A 25719-nucleotide genomic window follows, 5' to 3' on the forward strand; every position below is an offset into this window, starting at 1 on the left:
GAGGTCAGGCCACCGGACCGGCCTTCTCGGCGGCGCCGTTGAGGGCAGCCAGGTCGCTCTTGCGCACCCGGATCACCAGCAGCGCGGTGGCCAGGGCGAGGCCCGCCATGGCCACCGCGGCGGCGAACGCGGTCGAGATGCCCTGGGTGAGCACGAGGTCGCCCCAGGGGTCGGGCAGCCGTCCGCTCTCCTTGAAGGCGGCCAGCGCGCTGGGATCGGCCTGCGCCATGAAGGCCGGGACCTGCCGTTCGGCCTCCTCCCGGCTCGCCGTTCCGAACACCGTCACCAGGATGGACAGGCCGAGTGAACCGCCGACCTGCTGGCTGGCGTTGAGCAGCCCCGAGGCCGCGCCCGCCTCCTTCGTCGCCACCCCGGAGACGGCGGTGAGCGTGAGGGTCACGAAGTTGAGGCCCATGCCGAAGCCGAACAGGAGCATCGGCCCGAGCACCCCGGACGCGTACGAGCTGTCGGTCCGGATGAAGCCCAGCCAGGTCAGGCCGGCGCCGACGAGGGCGGTGCCGGTGACCATGAACGGCTTGGGCCCGAAACGCGGCAGGAAGCGCTGTGAGAGGCCGGCGGCCGTGACGATGGCGACGGTCACGGGCAGGAAGCCGAGTCCGGACTGGATCGGCGAGAAGCCGAGCACGTTCTGCACGAACTGGACGATGAAGAAGAACATGCCGAACATCGCGGCGGCCAGGCCGAGCATGATCACGTAGGTGCCGGCGCGGTTGCGGTCGGCGAACATCCGCAGCGGGACGATCGGTTCGCGGGCCCCGGACTCGATGGCCACGAAGAGCCCGAGCAGGACGACCGCGGCGGCGAACGAGCCGAGGGTCAGGGAGTCGCGCCAGCCGTCCTCGGAGGCGCGGATGAACCCGTAGACGAGCGAGGCCATGCCGCCGGTGGAGGTGAGGGCTCCGGCGATGTCGAAGCGGCCGGGGTGGCGTTCGGACTCGGTGATGTAGAGCGGGGCGAGGACCGCGATCAGCACGCCGATCGGGACGTTGACGAAGAGGACCCAGCGCCAGTCGAGCCACTCGGTCAGCATGCCGCCGGCGAGCAGGCCGATCGCGCCGCCGCCCGCGGAGACGGCGGCGAACACCCCGAAGGCGCGGTTGCGTTCGGGGCCTTCGGCGAAGGTCGTGGTGATCAGGGCGAGCGAGGTCGGGGAGGCGATCGCGCCGCCGACTCCCTGTAGGGCGCGTGCGGCGAGCAGCTGCCAGGGCTCCTGGGCGAAGCCTCCGAGGAGGGAGGCGAGCGTGAACAGCAGGATTCCGGCCATGAACACGCGGCGGCGGCCCAGGATGTCGCCGGCGCGGCCGCCGAGGAGCAGCAGGCCGCCGAAGGTGAGGGTGTAGGCGCTGAGCACCCAGGAGAGGTCGGTGGTGGAGAAGTCGAGCGCGTCCTGGATGTGCGGCAGGGCGATGTTCACGATCGTCGCGTCCAGGACGACCATGAGCTGGCAGGCGGCGATGACGGTGAGCGCCACTCCGGGGCGCCCCTCCCGGCGGGCCGCGCCCGGTATCCGGGGTGTGGCGAGTTGAGAGCTTGTCACTGAGGATCCCCCCAAAGTGAAATAGTGAACGCATCCGTTCACTGTGGGTCCCACGGTAGGAGCGGGCCCTTAGGGAACGCAAGCGTTCACTAAGGCTGAAAACGAGCGCGGGGGCCGTGTGGATCGGTCGGAGGATGGGGACATGGTGGGTTCGCGCTGGTCGGCGGCGTCACCGGGGCGCAGGCGGGGTCCCGAACTCGAACGGGCGATTCTCGACGCCGCGTTGGAGCAGCTGGGCACGGTCGGCTGGAACGCGCTCACCATGGAGCGCGTAGCGGCCGGCGCCCAGACCGGCAAGGCCGCGCTCTACCGGCGCTGGCCCTCGAAGGCGGACCTGGTGGCCGATGCGCTGCGCACCCGCCTGCCCGAGATCGGGGAGATCCCGGACCGCGGATCGATCCGCGAGGACCTGTACCTGCTGTGCGTGCGGATGCGGGACGTCATGCACTCGCGCGCCGGGCAGGCCCTGCGGTCCGTCCTTCACGAATGTGACCACGAGCATGCCGACCGCTTCCAGGGGGTCATCTGGTCCGGCCTGCACGAGCCGGCGCAGCGGCTGATCAGGGAGCTTGTGCGGCGGGGAATCGTGCGGGGCGACGTGCGAGCGGACGCTACTGGTCCGTTTGTCGTGGATGTCATTCCCGCGATGCTCATGTACCGCGCGAAGGTGTGCGGGAGCGAATGGACGGATCCGGACATCGGAGAGCTGATCGACGAGGTGATGGTCCCGCTGCTCAGGGGGTGAGACGCGGCCGCCGGTCTACCCGGGGCGGGGTGTGCAGGCGGCGCGGGGCGGCGTAACCTTGCTGGCGCCATGCCGTACGAAGCACCCACCCACGCCGTCGAACGCTCCCTCCGTGCAACCACCGGCGCCAAGGTCATCGCCGGGGTCGACGAGGTCGGACGAGGGGCCTGGGCCGGTCCCGTCACCGTGTGCGCGGCGATCACCGGTCTGCGCCGGCCGCCCGCCGGGCTCACCGACTCCAAACTGCTCACTCCCAAGCGGCGCGACGCTCTCGTCGGCGTCCTGGAGGACTGGGTCACCGCGTACGCCCTCGGGCACGCCTCCCCGGAGGAGATCGACGAGCTGGGGATGACCGCCGCACTGCGCCTCGCGGCGGAGCGCGCCCTGGGCGGCCTGCCGGTCCGCCCCGATGCGGTGATCCTCGACGGCAAGCACGACTACCTCGGCTCGCCCTGGCGGGTCCGTACGGTGATCAAGGGCGATCAGTCGTGCGTGGCCGTTGCCGCGGCTTCGGTCATCGCCAAGGTCCGGCGCGACCGCATGATGGCCGTGCTCGGTGAACAGGGCGGCGGGATCGAGGACTTCGCCTTCGGTGCCAACGCCGGATACCCCTCGCCCGTACACCGGGCGGCGCTGGAGGTGCTGGGGCCCACCCCCTACCACCGGCTCTCGTGGGCGTACCTCGACGCGCTGCCCCGGTGGCGCCATCTGAAGAAGGTGCGCCGCAGCGAGGAGGCATTGGAGCTGGAAAACGGAGGCCAACTCGGCTTCGATTTCTGATCGCACCCATGTGCCACCGACCGGTACGTTTCGTACCGGTGTTTGATAGACATCACGTCACGCCTCTCACCCCCGCCATCGAGGAGCCTCAGATTCACGAGAGTGCCCAGGGTCCCCGCGTCACGCCGGCCGCGAGCCGCACCGCGCAGACCCCCCGCCCCGTACCTGGTCCGCGTCCCGTAGCCGTACCGCGGCCCGGGCGCCCCGGTCCTGTCCGGCCCGCGCCCGCACAGCGTGCGCCGCAGGCCACCCCCGGACCCGTTCCCGCTGCCCCGGCAGCCCCCACCGCACCGTCCGTGTCGGCGGCCGTGCCGCAGATCCAGCTGATCCCGGCCTCCGCCGAGGGCGCCCTGGACGCGGCCGAAGAGGCCGTCGACCTGCTGCTCGACACCGGGCGCGCGCCCGGCGACATCCTGGTTCTCACCAGTGGCGACCCGCACCCGTGGGCCGCGCACGAGCTGTCCTTCGGCGAGGCCGCCTACTGGGCCCTGCACGACGCCGGGGACGACGTCTTCTACGCGGACGCGGCGCAGGTCCAGCGCGCCGCCGGCCGCCCGGTCGTGGTCTTCGCGGTCAACGGCGGACCGGTCGAGTCCGTCGCAGGCGCCCTGCCGGTCGCGCTCGCGCGGGCCGGTGCGCTGCTGATCGTGTGCGGCGACCCGAAGCAGATCAACTCCGTGCTGGGTGCGGGCGTCTGACGCCCCGTACCCCCGCACGGGCGAGGGGCGGGGCGGGCCTCGGGCCGGCCCCGCTGAAGCCCGGGGGCTGATCCGCCGTACGCCGTTCCGGGGTGTACGGCCGTGAGGCCTGCCCGCGGCCTTACGAGGGCCAGAGCAGGACGAGGGCCAGAGCAGGGCCGTACGAGGGTCGGCGTGCGGCCGTACCAGGACCAACGTGCAGTCGTACGAGGGTCAGCGCGCGGCGGTCCGGCGCAGGGCCTCGGCCGCCCCGCCGCCGGTGTGCAGCGCGAGCGGAGCGAACTCGGCCACCGTGTCGCCGAGTCGTTGGGGCCGCGATTCCGAACTGGGCCGCCGGCCGCCCCTGCCTTCGCCCAGCACCTGCCAGCCGCCGCGGGTCAGGGTGATGTAGGCGCCGCAGCGCAGGCCGTGCAGGGTGCAGGCGTCGCGCAGACCCCACATCCACGCGCCGTCCTCCTCGGTCCACCGCTCGTCGCCCTCGCGGCAGTAGAGCAGTACCGCGGTGCGGACCGGGGTCCTGCGCCGCAGGTCGTGCGGCAGGACCCGGCGGAGCCGGGACAGCAGGGCGTTGCGGTACTCCCAGCCGTCGGCCGAGACGGACCGCTGCACGAACGAGGCGCTCGCGACGAGCTGTTCCTCCGGACCGAGGACGGCGATGACCGCGGTCGACGGCACCGGGCTGTGCCGCGAGTGCAGTCCGCTGACGACCTCGCGCGGGTTGCGCAGCAGCGGAATGCCCGCCGCCGTCCACGCGGCGGGTTCCAGCAGTCGGCCGTGCCGGCTGGCGCCGCCGACGGCCGTTGTCAGGGACGTGGTGGAAGGCGGGGCGAATCCGAAGGTCACGGTCCTCCCTTCGGGTACACGCCCGCGAGCGGGCACGGCTGGAGTTGGGCGCGCCGCAGCGCGGCCCAGGGGAGTGCCGGGGAGCCGAGCGGGAGCACTCCGATTCTCGCGTGGCGTCCGAGCATGCGGCAACGAGCAATTGAAGCCGCCGACCGGAATTCGCCGGTATGCCGTTCATATCCTTGCCCCGCCACGCCGGAGATGACGCATTCCGCTTCTGCTGGGGCGCCGGCACGGGCGCGGACGGTCTCGTCGCGCCTGCCGACAGCCGGCCGCCGCGATCGGCCGGCCTCCGGCGCGAACACCTTGTGAAGGAGGTCCGTCACGCTGGGTGAATTGGGCGATTGCCCGGTGCATCGGGTTGCATGGAGGCATGGACAACCTGGAGCTCCGCGCAGAAGCCGATGCAGTCCTCGCCGAGCTCGTGGGCGCCGCGGGGGGTTCGGCGCGGCTGCGGGAGGACCAGTGGCAGGCGGTGGCGGCTCTGGTGGAGGAACGCCGGCGCGCGCTGGTGGTGCAGCGCACCGGCTGGGGGAAGTCGGCCGTGTACTTCGTGGCCACCGCCCTGCTGCGCCGCCGCGGCTCCGGCCCCACCGTGATCGTCTCGCCGCTGCTCGCTCTGATGCGCAACCAGGTCGAGGCGGCGGAGCGGGCCGGGATCCGGGCGCGGACGATCAACTCGGCCAACCCGGAGGAATGGGACGCCATCTACAAGGAGGTCGAGCGCGGGGAAACCGACGTCCTCCTCGTCAGTCCGGAGCGCCTCAATTCCGTGGACTTCCGCGAGCAGGTGCTGCCCGAGCTCGCGGCCACGACCGGACTGCTCGTGGTCGACGAGGCCCACTGCATCTCCGACTGGGGCCACGACTTCCGCCCCGACTACCGCCGGCTGCGCGCGATGCTCGGCGACCTCGCCCCCGGGGTGCCGGTACTGGCCACGACCGCGACGGCCAACGCGCGGGTCACGGCCGACGTGGCCGATCAGCTGGGCACCGGCGCCGACGAGGCCCTGGTGCTGCGCGGCCCGCTGGAACGGGAGAGCCTGCGGCTCGGAGTCGTCCGGCTGCCCGACGCGGCGCACCGGCTGGCCTGGCTCGCCGAGCACCTGGACGAGTTGCCCGGTTCCGGGATCATCTACACGCTGACGGTGGCCGCGGCCGAGGAGGCCACCGCCTTCCTGCGGCAGCGCGGCTTCACGGTGGCCTCGTACACGGGGCGCACGGAAAACGCGGACCGGCTGCAGGCCGAGACCGATCTGCAGGCGAACCGGGTCAAGGCCCTCGTGGCGACCTCCGCGCTCGGCATGGGCTTCGACAAGCCGGACCTGGGCTTCGTGGTGCACCTCGGTTCGCCGTCCTCCCCGATCGCCTACTACCAGCAGGTGGGCCGGGCCGGCCGCGGCGTGGAACACGCCGACGTGCTGCTGCTGCCGGGCAAGGAGGACGAGGCCATCTGGCGCTACTTCGCCGACACCGCCTTCCCGCCCGAGGCGCAGGTCCGCCAGACCCTCTCCGCCCTCGCCGATGCGGGACGGCCGCTGTCCGTGCCCGCCCTGGAGGCAGCGGTGGACCTCCGCCGCACCCGGCTGGAGACGATGCTCAAGGTCCTCGACGTGGACGGGGCGGTCAAGCGGGTGAAGGGGGGCTGGGAGAGCACCGGACAGCCCTGGGTGTACGACACGGAACGCTACGCCTGGGTGGCCCGGCAGCGGGCCGCCGAGCAGCAGGCCATGCGCGACTACGTGAGCACCTCCCAGTGCCGCATGGAGTTCCTGCGCCGGAGGCTCGACGACGAGGGAGCGGTCCCCTGCGGCCGGTGCGACAACTGCGCCGGCGTGTGGATCGACTCCTCCGTTTCGGCCGAGGCGCTGACGGGCGCCGCGAAGGAACTGGACCGTCCGGGTGTGGAAGTCGAGCCGCGCCGGATGTGGCCGACCGGCATGCCCGCCCTCGGCATCGACCTCAAGGGCCGCATCCCCGCCGGCGAGCAGTGCTCCACCGGCCGCGCCCTGGGCAGGCTCTCGGACATCGGATGGGGCAACCGGCTGCGCCCCCTCCTGGCGGAGAACGCGCCCGACGGCCCGGTCCCCGACGACGTCCTGCGGGCCGCGGTGGCCGTTCTCGCCGACTGGGCGCGCTCACCGGGCGGCTGGGCGCCGAACGTGCCGGAGGCCTCCGCCCGGCCGGTGGGAGTCGTCGCCGTGCCGTCGCTTGGCCGTCCGCACCTGGTCGGCTCCCTCGCGCAGGGGATCGCGACCATCGGCCGCATCCCCTTCCTGGGCACCCTGGAGTACACCGGGCCGGACGGCCCGCATGCGGCGCGGCGCAGCAATTCCGCCCAACGCCTGCGGTCACTGTCCGGCGCCTTCACCGTCTCCGAGGACCTGGCCGATGCCCTTCGGCGCTCTCCCGGCCCCGTCCTGCTCGTGGACGACTACACCGACTCCGGCTGGACCCTGGCGGTCGCCGCCCGGCTGCTCCGCCGGGCGGGCAGCGACCGGGTTCTGCCCCTGGTCCTGGCAGCGGCGGGCTGAGCACGCCGGCCGGCACCGGCCTTCAGGGCGCGATCTCGAACTCGGGCGGCTCGAGGCGGCCGAGGCACTCCTTCTTCGGCGCGGTCGGAGTGTCGAAGAACGAGAGGGTGATCTGCCGGCCGCACTTCGACGAGGCGAACACCACGTGCGGCTCGTACGGGACCGTGACGACGGTGGCGCGGCTCAGCGTGCGGGCGACGTACGGCCCGTTGTCCGCCCCGGTCTGGGCGTCGAACCCGCCCGACAGGGCGAGCGTGGGTATGTCGCTGCGCGTGGCGTCCCGGATCGAGCGCGGCGCCGCGGGGACGTTCCAGACCTCGCAGTCAGGGCGGAGGAAGGTGAGCTGCGGGGCCTGCTCCAGTACCGAGCGCGGGAACGACGGGTAGGCGTCCTCCCCGCCCTTGAGCGCTTGCGCCTGGCTCTCGTACGGCGTCCACTCACTGCAGAAGATGCCGTAGGCGAGACCGTGGGAGACGCTCCCGATCGCCTGCGGGTTGAGCCTCCAGCCCGCCCACTGCTGGGCGATCCGCTGCGGTTTGCCGTGGGCCAGCTCGTCCAGCGAGCGGGGCACCCCGGGCGCCACGTGGGTGGCGGTGGCCAGCCACGTCACCAGGGCTCCGCCGTCCAGGACGACCTTCACCGGCTTCGGCCGGCCCGGGACCGTGACCGTGGTGGTGACCGGTTTGGCTTCGAGGTCACGCACGAGGCGTTCGAAGGTGGCGGACAGGTTCGGGTAGCGGCGGTTGCACGCAGGCTGCTGCGCGCAGGCCTTGAACAGCCCGTCGAAGCCCTGCCGGGCGCTGCTCCAGGCCGTGGCCGAGCCGGCGTTGGAGGGCGGCAGGATGCCGTCGATGCCGACCGAGCGGATGCCTTCCGGGTGCAGGCGCATGTACGTGAGCGCCAGGTGGGTCCCGTAGGAGATGCCGAAGAGGTTCCACTCCCCGAGGCCCAGCGCGGTGCGCAGGTCCGCGTAGTCGGCAGCGCTCTCGGTGTCGTTGTAGGCACTGAGGTCGGCTCCGCCGGCGGCCAGTTTTTCGCGGCAGACCCGTGTCGCGTCGACGTGCGCGCGCTCGGTGGACGGGGCGTCGTAGACGAGGCCGATCACGCGCGCGTTGAACTCGTCGACGTTGGGGCAGGTGAGCGCCGGGTCGGCCGAGTACGTTCCGCGCTGGGACATGAAGACCACGTCGCGGTCGCGGTTCAGGCCGCCGTCGATCGCCATCTTCGCCTCCCCGACCGCGTCGTCGCCGGGTCCGCCGGCCAGCCACACGATGGGGTCGGGTTTCGGTTCGTCGGCGGCCGCCGCCACGATCGCGACACCGAGGGTGATCTTCCGGCTGTCCGGCTTGCTGCGGTTCTCGGGCACGGTGAGCGTGCCGCAGCGAGCCCCTTCGAGGGCGGCGATCGGTTCGGGAGTCCTGGGACAGGGGCCGGGCTCGAAGCGGGCATCGCCCACCGTCCGTGCGACTGTTCCGATCGCCGCTCCGGCGGCGCTGCCGGAACCCGCGTCGATGCCGTGCCGCGCGTGGGCGGGTGTGGTGATCAGGCCCGTGATGAGGACGCCGGCGGCCACCGCGGCCGACCTGGCGTGGAGCCGTCTCGCAGTGGGCCTGCGACGCGGCGCGGGGTGGGGAGCCATGTGCCCTCCCTGTCACTTCGGGACGAACGCGAACGGCGCGGGCTCGAGACGGCAGCGCAACCAGTCTCGGGCGCGCGGTCGGTGCCGAACCGATCATGTCGGGCAGGCCAGAGCTGCCGCGGCAGTCACCGCGTGGATCCTGTGCTTTGGCATATGGTCCCGTTCCTCTGCCGGCGATCGGCAGTTGCCCGGCCGGGCCCTGCCGCAGCGCATGGGGCGGAACGCACGTTTCCGACGTTACCGGGCGGGACGTGCGTGCGCATGTGGACAGTTGCCAGCATGCCGGGGGCCTGTGACATCGCGCCGATGCCGCCCCTGGTCTGTGGATGTCGAACCGTCACGTGGCCGGTCGCGTTCTGCGTGTTCTCCGTGGTCTGCGGCTGTGGTCCGCGTCCGCGGGCTGCGCCTTCTCGAAGTTATCCACAGGGGTTTCCGGATCGGATCGTGCACGGGACCTTCGTGACATGACGAACAACCACGAAGCACGCACCCCGTCCGACCGGCCGTCCATCAGCGCGGCCGGAACCACCGACCCCCAGATCACCCTGCGCAGCCCGGCCGAACTGGCCGACGCGCTGCCCTACATGCTCGGCTTCCACCCGACCGACTCCCTCGTCATGGTCGCCGTCCACGGCGAGGGCGGGCGCTTCGGCGGCCGGCTCCGCGTCGGCATCCCGGCCACCACTGCCGAGTGGGAGGACACCGCCCGGCAGGCCGCCGACTGCCTGATCCGGGGCAGCGAGCGGCGCGGCGGCAAGCCCGACGGCATCGTGGTCTTCCTCTGCCAGGAGCCGCGCGGCGAGGAGAGCGGCCAGCGGGTGATGACCCGGTTGCGGCCGCTCGCCCAGCGGATCCGCCTCGCCTGCGGGGCTCTGGACGTGCCCGTCCTGGAGGCCCTGTGCCTCTCCTCCGGCCGGTTCTGGTCCTACGTGTGCCCCGACGAGCGCTGCTGCCCGGCCGAGGGCAGCCCGCTGGCCGCGGTCGGGACCTCGGTGATGGCCGCCGCGGCCACCTTCGCCGGGCTCCAGGTCCGGGGCTCCCTCCAGGACATCGAGGGCCGGCTGGCACCGCTGCGCGGTGAGGTGGCGGCGCAGATGGAACGCGCCCTCGACCGGGCCGCCACCGCGCTCGTGCCGAAGATCCTCGACGGAGCCACCCGTGAGGAGGTCGGCGCCGAAACCCTCACCCTGGCCCGGTCCCTGATGACGCGGCTGACCCTCGCCCCGCCCGCCGAGGCCGGCCCCCACGCCGACGACTGGGACGATGCGCTGCTCGGCCACGAGGAGGCCGCCTCGCTGATCCTGGGCCTCCAGGACCGGGAGATCCGGGACATCGCCGCCGAGTGGATGGAGGGCGAGGAGGCGGCGCCCGCCCTGCGGTTGTGGCGGGCGCTCGCCCGGCGCTGCGTCGGGGCCTACGGCGAGCACGCCGCGGCACCGCTCACCCTGGCCGGCTGGGTCTCCTGGTCCACCGGGGACGAGCCGACGGCCCGGATCGTGCTGGGTCTGGCCCTGCGCGCGGACGCCGAGTACCGCTTCGCCCAGCTGTTGCACCACGCCTGCAACGAGGGCATCGACCCCGAGGGGCTGCGGCAGTGCCTGCGGGAGGAGCGGCGGCGCCGCGAGCCCCGGCGGGGGCGGCCGAAGGCGGGGAACCGGCCTCCGGGCCGCCCCGGCAGGACGGGCGCCCGCCGCGAGTCCCGGCGCACCAGCGGGAGCGGTCAGTGAGCCCGCGCCGGGGCCCGGATCGAGGTTCGGGCCTGCGTCGTCGGGGGCCGCGTCCGGGTGCGCGCGTGGGCCTGCGTCTGGGGTTCGGCATCGGTCTGGTGCTGAGTCCGCGTACGAGGCCGTGTGCGCCTTCGGGACCGCCCCGCTGTGGTGCCCCGGCGCGGCGGTTGTGGTGCGCCCTGGGCGCGGCGCTGCGGCGCCCGCGTCACCCCGGGCGCGCGCGGCCGGGGCCCGGGCCCGTGACCCGGGCGGGGGCGGGGGCGTTCAGCTGGGGGGAGGTGGGGCCCCGGCCGCGCCGCCGCCCAGTTGAACCGACCGGAGCGCAGACAAGGCGACACATGTCTCACCCCGCACCTCCCCGACCACCCGGCGTCCCGGCCGCCCGCAGGCCCGAACTGCCGCCCGTGCACGGCGCCGTCATCTGCGTGGCCGCGCCCTGCCTGGCCATCTCGCCGGAGCACGGCCAGCTCACCGGGCGGGGGATCGACGGGATCTACCGCTCAGGGCGCCGGCTGCTCTCCCGCTGCGTGCTGCGCGTGGGCGGGCGGGACCCGGTGGCCGTCCAGGGGCGCAGCCTCGGTGCGGACCGGGCCGCCTTCACCGCGACGGTACGCACCGGCGCCGACCCCGGCCCCGACCCGGACATCGGAGTGGAACGGGTCCGGCACGCCGACGGCACCGAGCGGGTCACCCTGCGCAGCTTCGCGGCCCGGCCGGTCCGCCTCTCCGTGGAGGTCCTGCTCGGCACCGACCTGGCGGAGCTGGCAGCCGTGGCCGCCGGACGGGCCGGTCCCGAACTGCCCGCCGGGGTGCACGCCGCCGGGCTGCGCTGGAGCACCGGCGAGGCCCAGGCCGTCACCGTCGCCGAGCCGCCGCCGGACGATGCCCTGGCCTCCTCCGGGCTGCTGCGCTGGCAGCTCGAACTGGGTCCCGGCGAGTCCCGCACGATCGAGCTGCGGACCACGCAGGACCGCGTCGCCCGGGCTTCCGCGGGCCAGGTGGCCAACCCGCTGGCCGAAGCCCGGGCCGAGGGGGACGACCCGCGCGTCGAAGTCTGGTTCCGGACCGGCGTCGAGGACCTGGGCGCGCTGCTGCTGCGGGATCCCGGCGAGCCGGGCGACGCCTTCGCGGCCGCGGGGGTGCCGTGGCGGCTGGGACTGGCCCCGGCGGAGTCGCTCTGGGCGGCCAGGATGGCCCTGCCGCTCGGAACCGGGCTCGCCGCGGCCACCCTGCGGATCCTGGCGCGGAGCCAGGCCGGCGGGCGGGACCCGGGTGCGGGGAAGATCCCCGGTCCGCTGCGCGGGGCGGGCCCACAGCTCCCGCCGGGCTGCACCGGCACGGAGGTGACCCTGGCCTTCCCGGCCGTGCTCGCCGAAGCCCGGCTGTGGGGCATGCCCGAGGAGGAGGTGGCCCGGCTGCTCCCCGCCGCGGAGCGGTGTCTGGACTGGCTGCGCGGCGCGTTCGGGGAGGACGGCTTCGTCGCCGATCCGGACCCGGGGCCGCGGCGCTGCGAGACCCAGGCCCACGCCCACCGGGCCGCGCTGCTCGGCGCCGACCTCCTGGCCGGGTGCGGGCGGCCCGGCGCCGAGGAGTGGAGGGAGCGGGCGGCCGCACTGCGCGAGCGGTTCCGGACCCGATTCTGGATCGACGGCCCCGACGGCGGCCGTCCCGCGGCGGCCCTGCACCCCAACGGCCGGCCGCTGCCCCGCCTGACCGGGGCCGCAGCACACCTGCTCGACACCGGGCTGCTCGGCGGCGGCAGGCTCGCTCCGGGGATCCTGGACCCCGTCCGCACCGAGCAGCTCGCCCGGCTGTTCGGAGCCCCCGCCATGGACTCCGGCTGGGGGCTGCGGAGCATGGCCGCGAGGGAGCCCGGGCACAACCCGTTCGGTCACCGCTCGGGGGCGGTGCGGGCGTACGAGACGGCCGTCGCCGTGGCCGGCCTGGCCCAGGCGGGCTTCGAAAAGGAGGCGACCGGCCTGCTGCGGGGCCTGCTGGACGCGGCGGAGAGCTTCGGCTACCGGCTCCCGGAGATGTACGCGGCCGAGCAGCGGACCTCCGGCAGCGCCCCGCTCCCGCACCCCGCGGCCTGCCGCCCGGCCGCGGTGGCCGCGGCCGCCGCGGTGCACGTCCTGACGGCCCTCGCCGGAATCCGGCCCGACGCCCCCGCCGGCACGGTCGCCCTCACGCCCCTGCCCGGCGCACCCCTCGGCGCACTCCGGCTCTCGGGCCTGAGAGTGGCGGGGGAGCCCTTCGCCGTCCGGGTCAGCCGGCTCGGCCTCGGCATGGTGGAGGAGGCCGCGGATGCGCTCCAACTGGGGGGCTGAAGGATGTCCAGGGGTCCACGGCGGACCGGGGCGGCCGGCTCCGGAGCACGGGCCGGGGCGCGAGCCGGGGCCCAAGACGGCCCCGGCCGCCGGATCGGTGCCTTCAAGGTCACCAAAGCGCTGTTTATCGTCAGGGAGACGACTATGATCGCGTCATGTCGCCCTACGACCCGTCGGCCTTCCCGCCCTTTGCCGTCACCGTCGACCTGGTCGTGCTCACCGTACGGCGCCACGCGCTCTGCGCGCTGGTCGTCCGGAGGGGTGAGCAGCCGTTCCAGGGTCGCTGGGCGCTGCCCGGCGGATTCGTCCGCGGCGACGAGGACCTGGCGGGGGCCGCGGCCCGCGAGCTCTCCGAGGAAACCGGACTGTGCGCGCACGACCCGGCCATACCCGGCGTGGGCAACGGGGCGCACCTCGAACAGCTGGCGACCTACGGCGACCCCAAGCGTGATCCGCGGATGCGCGTGGTCAGCGTGGCGCACCTGGTGCTGGCTCCGGACCTGCCTGCGCCCCGGGCGGGCGGGGACGCCAACAGCGCGCGCTGGGCCCCCGTCGACGAGCTGCTGGCCGTCACCGATGAGGCGTCCGCGGGCCTGGCCTTCGACCACGCCCGGATCCTCGCGGACGGCGTCGAGCGGGCCCGCTCGAAGATCGAGTACTCCTCTCTGGCCACCGCCTTCTGCCCGCCCGAGTTCACCGTCGGGGAGCTCCGCCGGGTCTACGAGGCCGTCTGGGGCGTGGCCCTCGACCCGCGGAACTTCCACCGCAAGGTCACCGGGACCCCCGGCTTCCTGGTACCCGCCGGCGGCACGACGACCCGTCAGGGCGGCCGCCCGGCCCAGCTGTTCCGGGCCGGCGGAGCCACCCTGCTCAACCCGCCGATGCTGCGCCCGGAGGTCTGACGCCCCGACACCGGCCCCGCCGCCACCGGTGGCGAGGTCGGTGCGGATATCGGCATCCCATCGGACCGGTTGCCCAGTAAATCGGACATATCGCGTTATCTTGCTTGCGGTACTCACCCTGCCGCAGAGCGGTCTCACCCCCCGCGAGAGAAGCGATGCTCCAGGCCATCGGACTCACCAGCGCCCCCCGCCACAACGCCCCGCCCCTGGTGGACGACCTCACCTTCGAGGCCCACCCCGGGAGCGTGACCGCCCTGCTCGGCGAGCCGGGCTCGGGCAAGACCACCGCACTGCGGCTGATGCTCGAACTCGAGCCGGGCCGCGGCGTCACCTACTTCCGAGGTCGCCCCCTGCACCGGATCCCCCACCCCGCCCGTGAGGTGGGCGTGGTGCTCGGCGACGTCCCCGGCAACCCGTCGCGGACCGTTCGCAACCAGCTGCGGATGCTCTGTGCCGCCGGTGGGGTTCCCACCTCGCGAGCCGACACCATGATGGAGGTCGTCGGTATCGCGGGCCTGAGGGACCACCGGCTCGGCTCGCTCTCACTGGGCATGGAGCGCAGGGTCGCACTGGCGGCGGCGCTGCTCGCCGACCCCTGCACCCTGCTCCTGGACGAGCCCGGCGCAGGACTCTCCCCGCGCGACCGAGGCTGGCTGCACGGGCTACTGCGCGGACACGCCTCCCTGGGGGGAGTGGTGCTCTTCACCACCGACGACGCGAAGGAGGCAGCCCGCAGCGCCGACCGCGTCGTCAGCCTCGAGGCGGGCCGGATCGTCGCCGACCAGGACGCGGCCGAGTTCGTCCGGACCCGGCGGCGCCCGCGGGTCGTCGTGCGCACCCCGCACGCGGCCCGGCTGGCCGACGTACTGGGGCGGGAGGCCCGGACCGCCCAGCGCGCGGTGGAGATCGTCGAGGAGAGCGGCACCCGGCTGTCGGTGTACGGAAGCAACTGCGCCGAGGTGGGCGAAGCGGCGTTCCGGCACGGGGTGCTGGTCCACCAGCTCGCCGACGAGACGGGTGACGGCGGCGCTCCGACGCCACCGGTCACGCACGCGCGTGCCGCGACCGCGCCCTCGGAGGCCTCCGCAGCCGCCGCAGGCAGCGCTTCCGAAGAGGCCGCAGCCGGACGGCCCCGGCGCGCCCGCTTCCGGCGGCCCGCCTCGTCGGTGCGCCGCGTCGGCGGCCCGCTGCGTCCGCTGCGCTACGAACTGCTGCGGGTCTTCGGCACCGCCACGCCCCTCCTCACCGCCGCGCTCCTCGTGGTCGTCTCCGTCCTGACCGCGCTGGTGCTGGCCAAGGCGGGGCACACCCCGCAGAACCGGTTGCTCGCCGCCTGGCCCGAGATCCTGCCGCTGCCGCCCGCCGCCCTCGGCGCGGGCCTGCTCGGTGCCCTGGCCTTCGGGGAGGAGTACCGCTACCCCGCGCTCGCCGCCGACCGCGGCACCGTGCCGCGCCGGATGGGACTGCTCATCGCCAAGCTCGGAGTCTGCGCCGTGCTCGCCCTGCTGATCGGCGCCCTGGTGGTGGCGGCCGACGCCGCGACCCTCGCGGTCGTCTTCGACAGCGGCCCGCTGCGCACCCCGGCGGAGTGGCTCTCCCCGGCCGCGAGTTGGGCGGGGCTGCTCATCGGCTGCGCCTGGGCCGGTGTCCTCGCCTCCGGCGTCTTCCGTTCCGCCACCGCCGGCCTGGCCGCCGTGATCGCCGTTCCGGTGATGGTGGTTCCGCTGGTGCGCAAGGTGCTGGAGGGCCCGTCCGCGTACCCGGTGACCGGGCTTGCCGCCCGGCTGCGGGGGCTCACCTGGGTGCAGTGGCCTCCGGAGGCGGACCGTCTGGTCCTGGGGGCCTTGCGGGTGATGGCCCAACCCGTCGGCACCGCGCTGGTCTTGTCGCTGATGGTCCTGTTGTGCGCCTATGGGTTCACCGGATTGCGCAGCCGGGTCGGTTGGTGATCGTTCCGGTACCGGAGATGTACCGGGGACGACCGTTGCGGTCCGCCTCGCGTGAAGCGGACCGCAACTCCCCGCAAAAGGCGCGGTTCTTTACGATAAGTCGTCAATTGCGCAGGTGGCACCGATCACCCTTTCGTGTGCTTTTCACCAAAGACCTCAAGGGCGGTGGAGACACGGCCGACAAAGGATTCGTGAGTACCCTTGCGCACACCATGATGACCGCCGCCCGCCATGCCGACTCCGGCCTCGCCGGCCCGGGCGAACTCGACCGCTACCCCTACGCGGAGACCCCCGGGCCCGACCGCGTCGCAGCGCCCCACTGGGACGGCGCCGACGTGGAGTTGAGCCGGGTCGGCCGCCGCGCCGCCGGCAGCCGGGGCCGCGGACTGCACGGCCAACTCGTCCAGCAGCTCGGCCAGATGATCGTTTCCGGCGACCTCGGAGCGGACCGTCCGCTGGTCCCCGAGGAGATCGGCCAGCGTTTCGAGGTCTCCCGTACCGTCGTCCGCGAATCCCTGCGGGTCCTGGAGGCCAAGGGCCTCGTCAGCGCCCGCCCGAACGTCGGCACCCGGGTCCGCCCGGTCGCCGACTGGAACCTGCTCGACCCCGACATCATCGAGTGGCGGGCCTTTGGCCCCCAGCGCGACGACCAGCGCCGCGAGCTGGGCGAGCTCCGCTGGACCATCGAACCGCTCGCCGCCCGCCTCGCCGCCGGCCACGGCCGCCCGGACGTCCAGCAGCGCCTGGCCGACATGGTCGAGATCATGGGGCACGCCCTCGGCCAGGGTGACTCGCTCACCTTCGCGCGTGCCGACAACGAGTTCCACGCGCTCCTCATCCAGGTCGCCGGCAACCGCATGCTGGAGCACCTCTCCGGCATCGTCTCGGCCGCCCTCCAGGTCTCCGGCAGCCCGGTCACCGCCTGCGACCGGCCGAGCGAGGCGTCCGTCGCTCACCACGCGCGCATGGTCGAGGCCCTCGCCGCCGGTGACGCGGCCGGGGCCGAGAGCGCCATGCGCCAACTTCTGACGGTGCATCCGGAGGTCGAGCGCGTGGTGCCCGCCCCGCGCGAGCACTGACGGGCGGACGCGCGGGGGGCGCGGGGGTGCACGACATGTCGCCGGGCCCGGTGGGGCCCGGCGACACCGGCGTGCGGGGCCGGTTCCCGGCGTGTCGGTGCCGCCGGACACACGCGTATGGCCGTATGACCGGCATTGGTGCATACGGGGTGTGACTCGGGCCACGAAGATTGGGCGTAACGCTGAGCGAGGTCACGCGATGACCTAAGAGGTGATGGCCGACGGAGGGAATACAGCAGCCCTTGCGGGTGCTGTGCAGCTCCCCGGCCCCTGCCCGCGCCCCCGGCCCATCCCCAGTCGGTGGTCGTCGGCTCCGGTCCAGCACCACGAGGCCCGGGGTCGGAAGCCGTTTCCATCGTTCCGAGAGGTTGTTCGTGTCGGCCAGCACATCCCGTACGCTCCCGCCGGAGATCGCCGATTCCGAGTCTGTGATGGCGCTCATCGAGCGGGGCAAGGCCGAGGGGCAGATCGCCGGCGATGACGTGCGTCGGGCCTTCGAGGCTGACCAGATTCCTGCGACCCAGTGGAAGAATGTTCTGCGCAGCCTCAACCAGATCCTCGAGGAAGAGGGTGTGACGCTGATGGTCAGTGCCGCGGAGTCGCCCAAGCGCGCCACCCGCAAGAGCGTCGCAGCGAAGAGCCCGGCCAAGCGGACGGCCACCGAGCCTGTCAAGAAGACAGCGGCGAAGACGACGGCTGCGCAGCCCGTCGCCGCTGCGGCCCCGGCGGCCGGGACGGCGGACCCCGACACCGTGGACGCTCCGGTGGAGGAGCTCGGCGCCGAGCCCCCCGCGAAGAAGACGGCGGCGAAGAAGACGGCGGCCAAGAAGGCCGCGCCCGCGAAGAAGACCGCCGCGAAGAAGACGGCGGCGAAGAAGACCGCCGCCAAGAAGGACGCCGACGAGGCCGGTGACGAGGCGACCCCTGACGAGGGTCCCGACGCCGTCAAGGCGGAGGCCGACGAGGAGGAGGAAGGCGGCGAGAACAAGGGCTTCGTCATCTCCGACGACGAGGACGACGCCCCCGCCCAGCAGGTCGTCGTGGCCGGCGCCACCGCCGACCCCGTCAAGGACTACCTCAAGCAGATCGGCAAGGTCCCCCTCCTCAACGCCGAGCAGGAGGTCGAGCTCGCCAAGCGCATCGAGGCCGGCCTGTTCGCCGAGGACAAGCTGGCGAACTCGGACAAGCTGGCGCCCAAGCTCAAGCGCGAGCTGGAGATCATCGCCGAGGACGGCCGCCGCGCGAAGAACCACCTGCTGGAGGCCAACCTCCGCCTCGTGGTCTCCCTGGCCAAGCGCTACACGGGCCGCGGCATGCTCTTCCTGGACCTGATCCAGGAGGGCAACCTGGGTCTGATCCGTGCGGTCGAGAAGTTCGACTACACCAAGGGCTACAAGTTCTCCACCTACGCGACGTGGTGGATCCGGCAGGCGATCACCCGCGCCATGGCCGACCAGGCCCGCACCATCCGCATCCCGGTGCACATGGTCGAGGTCATCAACAAGCTCGCCCGCGTGCAGCGCCAGATGCTCCAGGACCTGGGCCGCGAGCCCACGCCGGAGGAGCTGGCCAAGGAACTCGACATGACCCCCGAGAAGGTCATCGAGGTCCAGAAGTACGGCCGTGAGCCCATCTCCCTGCACACGCCGCTCGGCGAGGACGGCGACAGCGAGTTCGGCGACCTGATCGAGGACTCCGAGGCGGTCGTCCCGGCGGACGCCGTCAGCTTCACGCTCCTCCAGGAGCAGCTGCACTCGGTGCTCGACACCCTGAGCGAGCGCGAGGCCGGCGTGGTCTCCATGCGCTTCGGCCTCACGGACGGCCAGCCCAAGACCCTCGACGAGATCGGCAAGGTCTACGGCGTCACGCGTGAGCGGATCCGCCAGATCGAGTCGAAGACGATGTCGAAGCTGCGCCACCCGTCCCGCTCCCAGGTGCTGCGCGACTACCTGGACTGACCGGTACGCGGGCGACGGCGGGTGGCCGCGCGGGTGCGCCCGGCCACCGGGCATCCCACTCTGGGTGGAGTCATGCACACTCGGAGTCAGGAGGCCTCATGCGTCGTCCCTTTGCCCGTGCTCTGGCGGGAGCGCTGACCCTCGCGGCGGGAGCGGCCGCCGCGCCGCTGGCCCAGATGCCGCAGGCGGCCGCGGACAGCGTGGTGATCGGCGGGAAGCCGGTGAAGGTCGCCGACAGCCCGTGGGTCGTGGCCCTGGCCAGCCGTGACCGGTTCGGGGGTACGCGGGGCGGCCAGTTCTGCGGGGGTGTGATCGTTTCCCCGACCAGGGTGCTGACCGCGGCTCACTGCCTGGGCCGCGAGGTGCTCGGCGGCCCGGTCGAATCGGTCGCCGACCTCCGGGTGATCGCGGGGCGTACGGAACTGCGGGCGGGCGACGGTCGCGAGATCGCGGTGCGCGGGGCCCGCGTGAACCCGGCCTACGACCCGAAGACCAATTCCGGGGACATGGCCGTGCTGGAACTCGCCGAGCCCGTGCCCGCCCACCACGTCCTCCCGCTGGCCGAGGCGGGGCACCCGGCGTATGAGCCAGGCACCGAGGCGGCCGTGTACGGGTGGGGCGACACGAGCGGATTCGGTGACTACGCGTACGCGCTCCGGGCCGCGGGCGTGACCGTACTGGCGGACGAGGTGTGCGGGCGTGCCTACCCCGGGGACGCGGACGGGCAGTACCAGGCCGAGTCGATGGTCTGCGCCGGGGACGGCGGGGGAGGCAAGGACGCCTGCCAGGGCGACAGCGGGGGTCCGCTGGTGGCTCAGGGCCGGCTCATCGGGCTGGTGTCGTGGGGCCGCGGCTGTGGCCGGGCCGACAGCCCGGGGGTGTACACGCGGGTCGCGCCCCTCGTCGGCTTCGTGACAGCCCCGGAGAAGGACGCGCAGCCGGCCGGGGGCCCGGAGGCCGCGGCCGGTGCCCGCAGGGGCCTCGGACCGGCCGCAGGGCCCGTATGGGGGCACCGTACGGACTAGTGCCCGAGTCCGGCGGCGCGGGAGGGATCCGGTGGACGGTGTCGGAGCAGAGCGGAAACCGCCCTGGACCGGGAGAGGGGCGGTTCCGGACGTGAGGACGGGCGGCCACCCCTGGGTCGCAGGGGTGCCGCCCGTCGACCGGCCTGGCCGGTCCTGGCTCGTCGGATGTCGAGGTGCAGGCCTGTGTCAGCGGTCCTCGGGGTCGGCGGCATTGGCAGCCGGAGCGGACGTAAGCCGCTCGGTCTCATCCTGTATTTCCGCGGCGATCTTCTTGAGTTCCGGCTCGAACTTGCGTCCGTGGTGGGCGCAGAAGAGCAGTTCACCGCCGCTCAGCAGGACGACGCGCAGATATGCCTGGGCGCCGCAACGGTCGCATCGGTCAGCGGCCGTCAGCGGGGTCGCGGGTGTCAGAACAGTAGTCACGTCGCCTCTTCTCTAGCTCGACGAGCTGTCGTACCAGGGTCAACATCCAACCAGGCCGAAAACGTTCCCGCTCGCGGCTTTTCCTCGAAACTTCCTTCCGAAGCTGGCCGGCTGCTGCCGGTTGGCGGCGAAGGAGCCGTATTGCATTGCTTTACGGTTTCGCATGGTCAGTCGTTCGCTTCTTGCAGTTACATCCTCCCCGGCGTGAGCGCCAGGTTGTTCATGAGGACGTGCCCGAACCCTAAATGGTTCATGCGTGGAAGGGAACGTGATGTTTCTGTCACCCCCACGGGGGATCGAACATCCGTGCGGATCTGGACTAGGCTGAGGAACGCGCGAGGGTGGCGTTGCATCGGCTCTACCTGGCCTCGGTACCCTTCGACCGGCAACCGAGCCACCCCTGCGCCCCAGCGGGCCAGAAAAGAAATTCAGCGAGGAGCGAACTGCGTGACCGCCGACACGTCCGTGCCTTCCAGCGCGCTGCTGTCCGGAGCAGACCGGGACGGTTCCAACTACACCGCGCGGCACCTGCTCGTCCTCGAAGGGCTGGAGGCCGTCCGCAAGCGTCCCGGCATGTATATCGGGTCGACCGACAGCCGGGGCCTGATGCACTGCCTTTGGGAGATCATCGACAATTCCGTCGACGAGGCCCTGGGCGGCTACTGCGACCACATCGAGGTGATCCTCCACGAGGACGCCTCCGTCGAGGTCCGTGACAACGGCCGCGGCATCCCCGTGGACGTCGAGCCCAAGACCGGCCTGTCCGGCGTCGAGGTCGTCATGACCAAGCTGCACGCCGGCGGAAAGTTCGGCGGCGGCTCCTACGCGGCCTCCGGCGGCCTGCACGGCGTCGGTGCCTCCGTGGTCAACGCGCTCTCCGCCCGCCTGGACGTCGAGGTCGACCGGGGCAGCTCCACCCACGCGATCAGCTTCCGCCGCGGCGTGCCGGGCATGTTCACCGAGCAGGGTCCCGACAGCCCCTTCGACCCCGCCAACGGCCTGCGCAAGGTCAAGCGGATCGCCAAGGGCAAGACCGGCACCCGGATCCGCTACTGGGCCGACCGCCAGATCTTCCTCAAGGAGGCCCGGCTCTCCCTGGACACGCTCTACCAGCGCGCCCGCCAGACCGCCTTCCTCGTCCCCGGCCTGACCCTCGTCGTCCGCGACGAGCGCGGCATCGACGGGGCGGGCAAGACGGAGGAGGTCTTCCGCTTCGACGGGGGCATCAGCGAGTTCTGCGACTACCTCGCCCAGGACAAGGCCGTCTGCGACGTGCTGCGCCTGACCGGCACGGGAACCTTCAAGGAGACCGTCCCGGTCCTCGACGACCGCGGCCACATGACCCCCACCGAAGTCACCCGCGAGCTCGGCGTGGACATCGCCCTGCGCTGGGGCACGGGGTACGAGACCACCGTCAAGTCCTTCGTGAACATCATCGCCACCCCCAAGGGCGGCACGCACGTCTCGGGCTTCGAACGCTCGGTGACCAAGACCGTCAACGAGGTCCTGCGCTCCACGAAGCTCCTGCGCGTCGCCGAGGACGACGTGGTCAAGGACGACGCGATGGAGGGCATGACGGCCGTCGTCACCGTCCGCCTCGCCGAGCCGCAGTTCGAGGGCCAGACCAAGGAGGTGCTCGGCACCTCGGCCGCCACCCGGATCGTCTCCGCCGTCGTGGCCAAGGAGCTCAAGGCCTTCCTGACCTCCACCAAGCGCGACGACAAGCAGCAGGCCCGCGCCGTGATGGAGAAGATCGTCGCGGCCGCCCGGACCCGTATCGCGGCCCGCCAGCACAAGGAGGCGCAGCGTCGCAAGACCGCGCTGGAGACCTCCTCGCTGCCCGCGAAGCTGGCCGACTGCCGCAGCGACGACGTGGAGCGCAGCGAGCTCTTCATCGTCGAGGGCGACTCGGCCCTCGGTACGGCGAAGCTCGCCCGGAACTCCGAGTTCCAGGCGCTGCTGCCGATCCGCGGCAAGATCCTCAACGTCCAGAAGTCGTCCGTCTCGGACATGCTCAAGAACGCCGAGTGCGGGGCGATCATCCAGGTCATAGGAGCCGGCTCGGGCCGGACCTTCGACATCGACGCCGCCCGCTACGGGAAGATCGTCCTGCTCGTCGACGCCGATGTCGACGGCGCGCACATCCGCTGCCTGCTGCTCACGCTCTTCCAGCGGTACATGCGACCGATGGTCGAGGCGGGCCGGGTCTTCGCGGCCGTGCCCCCGCTGCACCGGATCGAGCTGGTCCAGCCGAAGAAGGGCCAGGACAAGTACGTCTACACGTACTCGGACAACGAACTGCGCCAGACGCTCCTGGAGTACCAGCGCAAGAACATCCGGTACAAGGATTCGATCCAGCGGTACAAGGGCCTCGGCGAGATGGACGCGGACCAGCTGGCGGAGACCACCATGGACCCCCGCCACCGCACCCTGCGCAGGATCAACATCGGCGACCTGGACTCCGCCGAGCAGGTCTTCGACCTGCTCATGGGCAACGAGGTCGCCCCGCGCAAGGAGTTCATCACGGGCTCCGCGGCCACCCTGGACCGCTCGCGCATCGACGCCTGACCCCGCGACCGGCACACCCGGGCTGTTCACTCCATCACCTGAAGGGGTGAACAGTCCCGGGACACCAGTCCGGAAAGGGGCCATTCCGCACATCCTTGTGGGCACGCGGCCAATGCGGCAGCGGACAAGGAGAGTTCGGTGGACAAGCACGAAGGTCGTGATGCCGGAACGATCCGGCTGGACGACCCCTGGTACGACGCGCTGGCCGTCGGCTGGGGCGAGGGCGGGGAAGCGTCCCCGTCGTCCCCGGTCCCCGACGACCGTCCCGCGCCCGGCGCATCCGAGATCTACCTCGAGGTGCAGCGCAGTGCCGCCTTCCAGGAGGTCCGCAGCCGCTACCGCGGGTTCGTCGTTCCCGCGACCGTCGGCTTCTTCCTCTGGTACGTCGCCTACGTGGTCGCCGCCACCGCCGCACCGGGCCTCATGGCCCGGCCCGTGGCCGGCGCCGTCAACGTGGCCATGCTGGCGGGCCTCGGACAGTTCCTCAGCACCTTCCTGCTGACGTGGGCGTACGCCCGGCACGCGAGGCTGCGCCGGGACCGCGCCGCGCTCGACCTGCGCTGGACCGTCTTCGAGCAGGAGCGCGGCCAGGAGCGCCACCGGGCGAGGGGGAGCGGCAGGTGACCACCGAGCACCAGACCCTCGCGCTGATCCTGTTCAGCGTCTTCATCGCCGTGACCCTGGGCATCACCACCTGGGTCAGCCGCAACCGGCACGGTTCGGCGGAGGAGTTCTACGCCGGCGGGCGGCTGTTCTCCCCTCTGGAGAACGGTTTCGCCATCGCGGGCGACTACATGTCCGCCGCTTCCTTCCTCGGCATCTCCGGGCTGATCGCCCTCTTCGGCTACGACGGAATGCTGTACTCGGTGGGCTTCCTGGTCGCCTGGCTGGTGGTGCTGTTCCTGGTCGCCGAACTGGTCCGCAACTGCGGGCGCTTCACCCTCGCCGACGTGGTGGCCGCGCGGATGAGCGAGCGGCCGGTGCGGATCGCGGCCGGCACTTCCTCGGTCGTCGTCTCCGTGCTCTACCTCGTCGCGCAGATGGTCGGGGCGGGCAGTCTGGTCGGCCTGCTGCTCGGGAGCTCCGGCACCGCGGCACGGACGCTCACCGTGATCGGCGTCGGAGCGCTGATGGTGGTGTACGTGTCCTTCGGCGGGATGCGGGCCACCACCTGGATCCAGATCGTGAAGGCAGTGCTGCTCATGGGAGGGGCCATCACGCTGACCGTGCTCGTGCTGCTGCGCTTCCACGGGAACGTCGACCAGCTGCTCACCAGCGCCGCCGAACGCAGCGGGCAGGGGCCCCGGTTCCTGAGTCCCGGCCTCAAGTACGGCGGAGACTGGACGGCCCGTGTCGACTTCATGAGCCTCGGTCTCGCGCTCGTCCTCGGGACCGCCGGGCTGCCGCACATCCTGTCGCGCTTCTACACGGTGCCCACCGCCAGGGCCGCGCGCCGGTCGGTGGTGTGGGCGATCGCGCTGATCGGCGGCTTCTACCTGATGACCATCGTGCTCGGCTTCGGAGCGGCGGCGCTGGTGGGCCCGGACGCGGTGCGGGCCTCCAACGCCTCCGGGAACACGGCGGTTCCGCTGCTCGCCGCCTTCCTCGGCGGCGGCGCCGAGACCACGGGCGGCGCGGTGCTCTTCGCCTTCGTGGCCGCCATCGCCTTCGCCACCATCCTCGCCGTGGTCGCCGGGATCACCCTGGCGTCGTCGGCCTCCGTCGCGCACGACCTGTACGCCTCCCTCAAGCGGCGGCACGCCAGGCAGCGCAGCGAGGTCACCGTGGCCCGGGCCGCGGCTGTCGGCATCGGGGCGGTCGCGATCGCCCTCGGGCTGCTCGCCCAGGACCTGAACGTGGCGTTCCTGGTGGGACTGGCCTTCGCGGTGGCGGCCTCGGCGAATCTGCCGGTGCTGCTGTACTCGCTCTTCTGGCGCGGGTTCACCACGCGGGGCGCCGTCTGGGCGGTGTACGGCGGCCTGGTCCCGGCGGTGCTGCTGGTGCTGCTCTCGCCCGTGGTCTCCGGGAGCCCCGAATCCCTCTTCCCGGGGGTGGACTTCCAGTACTTCCCGCTCCAGAACCCGGGGATCGTCTCCATTCCGCTGGGCTTTCTGGCGGGCTGGCTGGGCACCGTCGTCTCGGGAGAGGAGGCGGACGAGCGCAAGCACGCCGAGACGGAGGTCCGGTCGCTCACGGGGGCCGGGGCCGTCTGAGCGCGCCTCGGCTTCCCTCCGGTCTTCTCAGCCCGGCGTCCTCGGCCCGGCGTCCTCAGCCGGTCCCTCCGAGGGGAGCCAGGTGTAGCGGTGCTCCGGGCGGCCCGTCTCGCCGTAGCGGAGGGCGAGGGTGACGCGGCCCGAGCGTTCGAGGAGCTTCAGGTAGCGCTGGGCGGTCTGGCGGCTGATGCCCGCGCGGTCGGCGATCTGCTGGGTGGACAGGGGGCCTTCGGCGGAGCGGAGGACCTGGCGGACCAGTTCCGCGGTGGTGGGGGAGTGCCCCTTGGGCAGCTCGTTCGGGGAGCCGGCGGCGGCGAGGGCGCCGAAGATCCGGTCCACGTCCGCCTGTTCGGCCTCGCCCCCGGTGTCCAGGGTGCGGCGCAGCGTCCCGTACGCCTCCAGCTTCGAGCGCAGGCCGGCGAAGGTGAAGGGCTTGACCAGGTACTGGAGGGCGCCGAGGCGCATGGCGGCCTGGACGGTGGCCAGGTCGCGGGCGGCGGTGACCATGATCACGTCGGTGCTGTGGCCGAGTTGGCGCAGGCGGCGCACCAGGTCCAGGCCGTTCTCGTCCGGGAGGTAGTGGTCGAGGAGGATCAGGTCCACGGGTCGGGTGGTGAGGAAGTCCAGGGCTTCGGCCGCGGAATGGGTCTGGGCGACCACCCGGAAACCGGGAACCTTCGCCACGTACGCCGCGTTGATCCGGGCAACGCGCATGTCGTCGTCGACGACCAATACGCGGATCGGGGTCTCGT

Annotated in this window: 19 protein-coding genes; 14 read left to right on the forward strand and 5 right to left on the reverse strand. The window is 72.7% G+C overall.

The genetic code is table 11. The features are described from left to right. Positions 1–4 precede the first annotated feature (4 nt). Positions 5–1558, reverse strand: coding sequence for an MFS transporter (locus ACIP5M_RS21235; protein ID WP_401199214.1), 1554 nt, complete (start codon positions 1556–1558; stop codon positions 5–7). Positions 1559–1700: 142 nt separating this feature from the next. On the opposite strand from ACIP5M_RS21235, the gene ACIP5M_RS21240 reads away from it, so the two are divergent. The 3 genes from ACIP5M_RS21240 (at position 1701) to ACIP5M_RS21250 (ending at position 3781) form a co-directional block, all read left to right on the forward strand. Continuing rightward, entirely contained in the window at positions 1701–2303 is a 603-nt protein-coding gene (locus ACIP5M_RS21240; protein WP_401199216.1) for a TetR/AcrR family transcriptional regulator, read from the forward strand. A gap of 69 nt (positions 2304–2372) precedes the next feature. Continuing rightward, a complete protein-coding gene (locus ACIP5M_RS21245) occupies positions 2373–3083 on the forward strand; it encodes a ribonuclease HII (protein ID WP_401199218.1) in 711 nt (236 codons plus the stop codon). Positions 3084–3091: 8 nt separating this feature from the next. Continuing rightward, positions 3092–3781, forward strand: a complete 690-nt coding sequence (locus ACIP5M_RS21250) for a hypothetical protein (RefSeq protein ID WP_401199220.1) — start codon at positions 3092–3094, stop codon at positions 3779–3781. A 213-nt stretch (positions 3782–3994) separates the two neighbouring features. On the opposite strand, the gene ACIP5M_RS21255 is transcribed toward ACIP5M_RS21250, so the two are convergent. After that, positions 3995–4624 (reverse strand): hypothetical protein, encoded by a 630-nt coding sequence (locus ACIP5M_RS21255; RefSeq protein WP_401199222.1) that lies wholly within the window; start codon positions 4622–4624, stop codon positions 3995–3997. A 373-nt stretch (positions 4625–4997) separates the two neighbouring features. On the opposite strand from ACIP5M_RS21255, the gene ACIP5M_RS21260 reads away from it, so the two are divergent. Beyond that, positions 4998–7157 carry a RecQ family ATP-dependent DNA helicase gene (locus ACIP5M_RS21260; RefSeq protein WP_401199224.1) on the forward strand — a complete coding sequence of 720 codons (2160 nt, stop codon included), beginning with the start codon at positions 4998–5000 and terminating at the stop codon, positions 7155–7157. 22 nt (positions 7158–7179) lie between these two features. On the opposite strand, the gene ACIP5M_RS21265 is transcribed toward ACIP5M_RS21260, so the two are convergent. Beyond that, the gene (locus ACIP5M_RS21265; protein ID WP_401199226.1) at positions 7180–8796 is read right to left on the reverse strand and encodes an alpha/beta fold hydrolase; all 1617 of its coding nucleotides are present in this window, start codon (positions 8794–8796) and stop codon (positions 7180–7182) included. Positions 8797–9260: 464 nt separating this feature from the next. Here ACIP5M_RS21265 and ACIP5M_RS21270 point away from each other — a divergent pair, with 464 nt between their 5' ends. From ACIP5M_RS21270 to ACIP5M_RS21300, 7 genes are all read left to right on the forward strand, one after another. Next, the gene (locus ACIP5M_RS21270) at positions 9261–10523 is read left to right on the forward strand and encodes a DUF4192 domain-containing protein (protein WP_401199228.1); all 1263 of its coding nucleotides are present in this window, start codon (positions 9261–9263) and stop codon (positions 10521–10523) included. Positions 10524–10861: 338 nt separating this feature from the next. Then, complete coding sequence (locus ACIP5M_RS21275) at positions 10862–12850, forward strand: glycogen debranching N-terminal domain-containing protein (RefSeq protein WP_401199230.1); 1989 nt, start codon at positions 10862–10864, stop codon at positions 12848–12850. A gap of 155 nt (positions 12851–13005) precedes the next feature. Next, positions 13006–13752 (forward strand): NUDIX domain-containing protein, encoded by a 747-nt coding sequence (locus tag ACIP5M_RS21280; protein WP_401199232.1) that lies wholly within the window; start codon positions 13006–13008, stop codon positions 13750–13752. Between the two features lie 155 nt (positions 13753–13907). Beyond that, complete coding sequence (locus ACIP5M_RS21285; protein ID WP_401199234.1) at positions 13908–15701, forward strand: ATP-binding cassette domain-containing protein; 1794 nt, start codon at positions 13908–13910, stop codon at positions 15699–15701. Positions 15702–15892: 191 nt separating this feature from the next. Further along, positions 15893–16780: a FadR/GntR family transcriptional regulator gene (locus ACIP5M_RS21290; RefSeq protein WP_401199236.1), complete on the forward strand. Its 888-nt coding sequence runs from the start codon at positions 15893–15895 to the stop codon at positions 16778–16780. A gap of 368 nt (positions 16781–17148) precedes the next feature. Next, positions 17149–18738: an RNA polymerase sigma factor gene (locus tag ACIP5M_RS21295; protein WP_401199238.1), complete on the forward strand. Its 1590-nt coding sequence runs from the start codon at positions 17149–17151 to the stop codon at positions 18736–18738. Positions 18739–18836: 98 nt separating this feature from the next. Then, positions 18837–19763, forward strand: a complete 927-nt coding sequence (locus ACIP5M_RS21300; protein ID WP_401199240.1) for a serine protease — start codon at positions 18837–18839, stop codon at positions 19761–19763. A gap of 186 nt (positions 19764–19949) precedes the next feature. Here ACIP5M_RS21300 and ACIP5M_RS21305 read toward each other — a convergent pair whose 3' ends face one another. After that, positions 19950–20186, reverse strand: coding sequence for a hypothetical protein (locus ACIP5M_RS21305; RefSeq protein WP_330298965.1), 237 nt, complete (start codon positions 20184–20186; stop codon positions 19950–19952). A gap of 447 nt (positions 20187–20633) precedes the next feature. Between ACIP5M_RS21305 and ACIP5M_RS21310 the strand changes: the two genes are divergently transcribed. From ACIP5M_RS21310 to ACIP5M_RS21320, 3 genes are all read left to right on the forward strand, one after another. Then, positions 20634–22754: a type IIA DNA topoisomerase subunit B gene (locus ACIP5M_RS21310; protein WP_401199242.1), complete on the forward strand. Its 2121-nt coding sequence runs from the start codon at positions 20634–20636 to the stop codon at positions 22752–22754. A gap of 138 nt (positions 22755–22892) precedes the next feature. Then, positions 22893–23378 carry a DUF485 domain-containing protein gene (locus ACIP5M_RS21315; RefSeq protein ID WP_401199244.1) on the forward strand — a complete coding sequence of 162 codons (486 nt, stop codon included), beginning with the start codon at positions 22893–22895 and terminating at the stop codon, positions 23376–23378. Continuing rightward, the gene (locus ACIP5M_RS21320; protein ID WP_401199246.1) at positions 23375–24967 is read left to right on the forward strand and encodes a cation acetate symporter; all 1593 of its coding nucleotides are present in this window, start codon (positions 23375–23377) and stop codon (positions 24965–24967) included. Before ACIP5M_RS21315 ends, ACIP5M_RS21320 begins: the two co-directional genes overlap by 4 nt. A 27-nt stretch (positions 24968–24994) precedes the next feature. On the opposite strand, the gene ACIP5M_RS21325 is transcribed toward ACIP5M_RS21320, so the two are convergent. After that, positions 24995–25681 (reverse strand): response regulator, encoded by a 687-nt coding sequence (locus ACIP5M_RS21325; protein ID WP_401199471.1) that lies wholly within the window; start codon positions 25679–25681, stop codon positions 24995–24997. Positions 25682–25719: the final 38 nt, after the last annotated feature.

The sequence above is a fragment of the Streptomyces sp. NPDC088762 genome, from assembly GCF_044750905.1.
Taxonomy (GTDB): domain Bacteria; phylum Actinomycetota; class Actinomycetes; order Streptomycetales; family Streptomycetaceae; genus Streptomyces.